Annotated in this window: 4 protein-coding genes; all 4 read left to right on the top strand. The window is 59.8% G+C overall.

Going from position 1 to position 5302, the window contains the following annotated elements; all coding sequences use genetic code 11:
- The coding region (locus JJE47_02490; protein ID MBK5266277.1) for an aldehyde dehydrogenase at positions 1-804 on the top strand (804 nt) is incomplete at its 5' end.
- A gap of 6 nt (positions 805-810) precedes the next feature.
- Entirely contained in the window at positions 811-1527 is a 717-nt protein-coding gene (locus JJE47_02485) for a type 1 glutamine amidotransferase (protein MBK5266276.1), read from the top strand.
- Positions 1528-1623: 96 nt separating this feature from the next.
- Complete coding sequence (locus tag JJE47_02480) at positions 1624-4008, top strand: PAS domain S-box protein (protein ID MBK5266275.1); 2385 nt, start codon at positions 1624-1626, stop codon at positions 4006-4008.
- A gap of 276 nt (positions 4009-4284) precedes the next feature.
- The gene (locus JJE47_02475; GenBank protein MBK5266274.1) at positions 4285-5166 is read left to right on the top strand and encodes an EAL domain-containing protein; all 882 of its coding nucleotides are present in this window, start codon (positions 4285-4287) and stop codon (positions 5164-5166) included.
- Positions 5167-5302 lie beyond the last annotated feature (136 nt).

Below are 5302 nucleotides of genomic sequence, written 5' to 3'. Positions count from 1 at the left end.
CTTGTTGGGCATCCGCTCGTGCGCAAGATCTCCTTCACAGGCTCGACCGCGGTCGGAGTAAATGTCATGAGGATTGCCGCTCCAGATATCAAACGCGTGTCGCTAGAGCTTGGTGGAAAGTCTGCCAACGTCGTTTTTGGCGATGCGGATCTTGACGACTGCGTGCAGTCGTCGGTGTTTGGAGCCTACGACAACACCGGCCAGGACTGCTGCTCGCGTTCTCGAATCCTGGTGGAACGATCGGTTTTCGATGAGTTCGTCGAACGATTTACGGCGAGGGCCGGAACTCTGGTGGTTGGACCAACAGATGATGAAGACACCGAACTTGGGCCGCTGATCTCGGATGGGCATCGTGACAGTGTCGAAGATTATGTTCGGATCGGCGAGCAGGAAGGGGCCACGCTGATTTGTGGAGCAGACCGTCCCGGCGGCGGTCTCTCGTCAGGTAGTTACCTCACACCGGCGGTATTCGTGGACGTGCGACCGGACATGCGCATCATGCAAGAAGAGATCTTCGGCCCGGTGGTTGCCATCGTTCCATTTGATGGTGAGGAAGAGGCCGTCTCATTGGCCAACGATTCGATCTACGGTCTGAGCGGGTCGTTGTGGACCCGCGACATTGGCCGGGCGCTTCGAGTCGCCCGCCGGATTGAGACCGGCATGATTTCGATCAACACCTCGTCCTCCGTGCATATTGAAGCGCCGTTCGGAGGCGTGAAGCGGTCCGGCGTTGGACGCGAACAGGGGATGGTCGCCCTTGAGCACTACTCGGAGCTGAAATCTGTCTTTATCGCCAACAACTGAACCAGCATGACTTCTATTGGGCTACTTCTCTGTGATGAGGTCGATGAGTCGCTTCGAGGATTGACGGGAGGCGACCTTGACGACATCTACACCCGGTTTATCCGGGCAGCCGATCCGACCGTCGAGATCCGCTCGTACCGTGCGTTTACCGGCGAACTTCCCCGATCGACAGATGAGTGTGACGGGTGGGTCATAACCGGTTCTCGATTCTCGGTGTACGACGACGAGCCGTGGATTGCAGATCTACTCGAGTTCATCAGAGAGCTAGACGATGCGCGGGCCAGGACAGTCGGCGTCTGCTTCGGACATCAGGCTATCGCCAAAGCGCTGGGCGGCCAGGTAGGTCCGGCAGGCCTCTGGAAGGTGGGTGTACAAACAATGGACATGGAATCACAACCCTGGTTCACGGGTGCCACCGTCCGTCTTCATGCAATGCATCGTGATGTGGTGTTCAATTTGCCACCGGGCGCCGTGCCCATAGCGAGCGGATCCACGGCGCAGATCCCGGCCTTGCGGGTCGGAGAACACATGCTGAGTATTCAGGATCATCCCGAGTATGACGCCGACTACGAGCGACTGCTGATCGAGCGGCGCGTCCATCTCATTGGGGCCGAGGAATCGGAAGCAGGCATTGGCAGCCTGGGCGGTGATACTGATGGAGGTCAAGTCGGTGACTGGATACTTGCTTTCCTCCGAGATATTCGGCCCGAAGTGGCGCGTTAGCAAGATCTGTACACGAATCCGGTCCTCGTTCCGTCGGGTCAAAGATCGCTCGATCCCATCGGCCCCACCTACCATGCCCGTGTCTAGCGGAGTCACATGAAGCGCGGCGTTGCGGCCATTGTCACTGCATTGGTAATTCTTTCGCTCACAGCGTTTGTGGATTACGGTGCCCGTTCGGCCAATAACGCCCGAGTGCGCGCCGAAGTCTCGGCGAACGCCGACGCACTGGCGAGGAGGCTGAGTGACGCGGTGGTTCGAGAGTCTGCGTCGGTCGAAACGCTGTCAGCCGTCGTTGAACTCAGTGGAGGCGATCCCGAACAACTGGCCTCGAACTTCCCGGTATTTGCCGCCGCCCTGATGGAGGTCGCTCCAAAGATCCGATCCGTCCAGCTCGGGCCAAACTCGATCCTCGAGTACGTGTTTCCCTTGGAAGGCAATGAGGCTGCGCTGGGACTCGATCTGATGGCGGACCCGGATCGAAAAGCGCTTCTCGAGCCAGCCATGGTCTCGGGCGATACGTTGATCCAAGGCCCGGTCGATCTTGTTCAGGGTGGTTCCGGTTTGATCGTGCGCCGGGCGGTCTACGACTCCGACGGCGTGTTCTGGGGCTTTGCGGCGATTGTTCTTGACTGGCCGGCCATCTCCGCCGAGGTCGGCCTGGAACGATCCTCGAGTCAGGTCGTGTCCGGGGTGATGCGTCTGGGAGAGTCGACCATCATTGCGGGCTCTGCCGCGGCCTTCGATGGGGATCCGGTCACCCGGAGTCTCCAGGTTGGGGCGACCGCAACCACCTGGATTCTGGCGATGCGGCCGGGCGACGGATGGCCGACTTCGGCGCCAACCACGGACACTCTGTTGGTTTCGGGGGCATTGATCGCACTTCTCGCAGGCGCCGGTTTATTTCAGCTGTTGGGACGCCCTGAGGCACTGCGTGCAGAGCGCGAGAAAGCATTAAGTGATTTGGCGTTGGCCGAGGCTCGCTACGAAGCCACCTTTCAGCATGCCGGGGTCGGGATTCTTGTTGTGGACTCTCACGGTAAAATCGTGTCAGCCAATCGCGCCTTGAAACGTATTGTCGGATTCGATCCGGATGCTGATATGTCCGGTCGAAGGATCGCCGATTTTATCCGCCCGGAAGATCTCAAATCGATTGAGGAAGTCTCAAGGAATCTGATGAGCTCCGGTGGGGTCGTCGAGGGCGAGTTTCCCCTGATGAGGAACGAGGAGGAACGCTGGTCACGGGTACAAGTGACCGCATTTCGTGACGAGACCGAATCGTACTTTGTCGGGGTCATCGACGATGTCACGGCTCGACGATCAGCCGAATACGCCCTGATCGCCAGCGAGGATCGATATCGACATCTTTTCCAATCCGCACCGATTGCCATCCAGCGGGAGGACTTCTCTGAGGCCAAGCAGCGCCTCGACGAGTACCGGGCGGCCGGGGTTACCGACCTTCGTCCGCTACTCGACGACCCGGACGTCCTGGCAGATCTCGTTGGCCACATTTACGTTACCGATGCCAATCCGGCGGCGCTTGAGCTGAACAAACAGCTTGGCTCGGATTCGGACAATCACGACCTTCGCGACCTTTTGTCCGCCGAGGCACGGGACAGCTTCATTGCCAATCTGATGGCGATTTGGGATGGTGCCGAACTCGCATCGATGCTTGTGTCGCCGATCACTGCTGACGGTCGCCAGCTTCACCTCGACCTCCGGTGGCAGCCGGTGCAAATGGATTACGGACCCGACTACTCGCAGGTGATGTTGACGATCAACGACGTCACCGGCCTTACAGAGGCGCAACGCCGACTTGAGGACTTGCTGGCTTCAAAGGACCGTTTTCTGGCGTCGGTCGCTCACGAGCTGCGAACCCCACTGACGGCGGTGGTTGGCTTCTCCCAGGAACTGAGAGATAACACCGAATTGGCAGAACCCGAGCGACGAGGGTTCGTCAGCCTGGTCGCCCAGAACGGCGTAGAGATGTCCCATCTCATCGAGGACATTCTCGTCATCGCCAGATCAGAAATCGGGGAAGTTCAGGTCGTTTCGAGAAGCTTGGATCTGGCAGCCGAGGTTGCGGCCGTTCTTCGCCTGCTCCCCCACCACGGTCTGCGAGTCGAAGACCCGGAGGTGCCGGTGGTCGCCCAGGGGGATGCGTCACGAGTCCGACAGATCGTCAGGAACCTGGTGACCAATGCGCTTCGTTATGGTGGTCGCGAGGTCTCGATTGACGTCGGCCACTGCGACGGTGGGGTGTATGTGGACGTCAGTGACAACGGACCGCCCCTTCCGCCGGGTGACACCAATCGGATCTTCGAGCCATATCAAAAGCTGCGTGGGCCGGCCTCGGTCCCGGGTTCGATTGGTCTCGGACTCACGGTATCCCGGGCGCTCGCCAGAGCCCAGGGAGGAGACGTGACCGCCGGGCGCGTGGGTAATCACAACGTCTTTCGCCTGGTCCTGCCTGCCGCACTGTAAGGGATATCCGGGTCTGGCCAGGCCTCCTAGCCAAGTTCAACCCGGGGTTTATACATCCGAAAACAGGCCCCGAGAAGGGGGCCGGCTAAACGCTGGAACCCAGGGTGGGGCTCGACCTGGTCCTTTGGTAGTGGAAATCCCATCGCCTTCTGGCAACTTCGGGAAGCCACCGGAAGGTTCTTGTCAAGGTCTGTCTTATTATGTCCGATCATGTCGTAGTGAGGCGGCCCGATGGCAGCCGATCGACGACTGGCTCGGACAAGATGAGGGGCATCAGTGAACGATTTTGACCATGAACCGGCGGGGTCGCAAGGCGGAGGGTTGGTCCGTCCGGCCGGAGCCCACGACGAGTCCATTTCGCCCGATCTGAGCTTGTCGATCCGGGCTGCAATCGGAGGATCGGGTCTGAAGATGCAGTTTCAGCCCATCTTCCAACTCGGCAACTGGCTCGTTGGCGATAAGTCGCCGGTGGGGTATGAGGCTCTGGCTCGGTTTGATTCGCCGGTTCCTACTGATGTTTGGTTTCGTACTGCCCGGCGGATGGGCCTGGGTGTGGAACTCGAATTGGCGGCGATCCGGGCGGCGGTCGAGGGCCTGAGGGACGTTCCCTCTCGTTGTTATCTCACCGTCAACGTGTCACCAGAGGTCGTGGAGTCACTTCCGTTTTCCAATATCCTGACCCGACTCACGTCGGGGCGTATCCGGCTCGAGATTTCGGAAGAGGCCGTGATCGAAGATTACGAGCGCTTCCGTTCGACCCTTGCTCAGCTTCGTCGCCGAGGGTTGCGAATTTTGATCGATGATGTCGGGGCAGGCATGGCAAGCCTGAAACATCTGGTGCTTCTTCCTCATGACTCCATCAAGTTGGATCTTGATGTGGTGCGGGGTGTCGATACCGATCCCAACCGACAGGCGATGGTGGCGGCTCTCGTAGCCTTGTCGAAGGCGACTCAGTCAGAGGTAGTGGCCGAGGGTATTGAAACGATGGCGGAGCTTGTCACCCTGGTGGAACTTTCCGTGGCGTACGGGCAAGGGTTCTACCTCGCCCGGCCGGGACCTCTCCCGAATGTGATTGCTGGAACCCAGGCTTCCAGCAATCAGCCGGCATCGTTCTCGGGGCTCCAGCGCCCGCTTTCGGGTGTACGAACCCCGGGTTGAACCCTGGGTTCCAGCGTTCAGCCGGCATCGTTCTCGGGGCTCCAGCGCCCGCTTTCGGGTGTACGAACCCCGGGTTGAACCCTGGGTTCCAGCGTTCAGCCGGCATCGTTCTCGGGGCTCCAGCGCCCGCTTTCGG

This window comes from Acidimicrobiia bacterium, assembly GCA_016650365.1.
In the GTDB taxonomy this organism is placed as follows: Bacteria; Actinomycetota; Acidimicrobiia; order Spongiisociales; family JAENVV01; genus JAENVV01.
This window is presented reverse-complemented; position numbering and strand designations above follow the sequence as displayed.

Excerpts from the sequence above, each read along its gene's own strand:
- JJE47_02480 (MBK5266275.1), top strand. The coding sequence starts at position 1,624 with ATGAAGCGCGGCGTTGCGGCCATTGTCACTGCATTGGTAATTCTTTCG.
- JJE47_02485 (MBK5266276.1), top strand. The coding sequence starts at position 811 with ATGACTTCTATTGGGCTACTTCTCTGTGATGAGGTCGATGAGTCGCTT.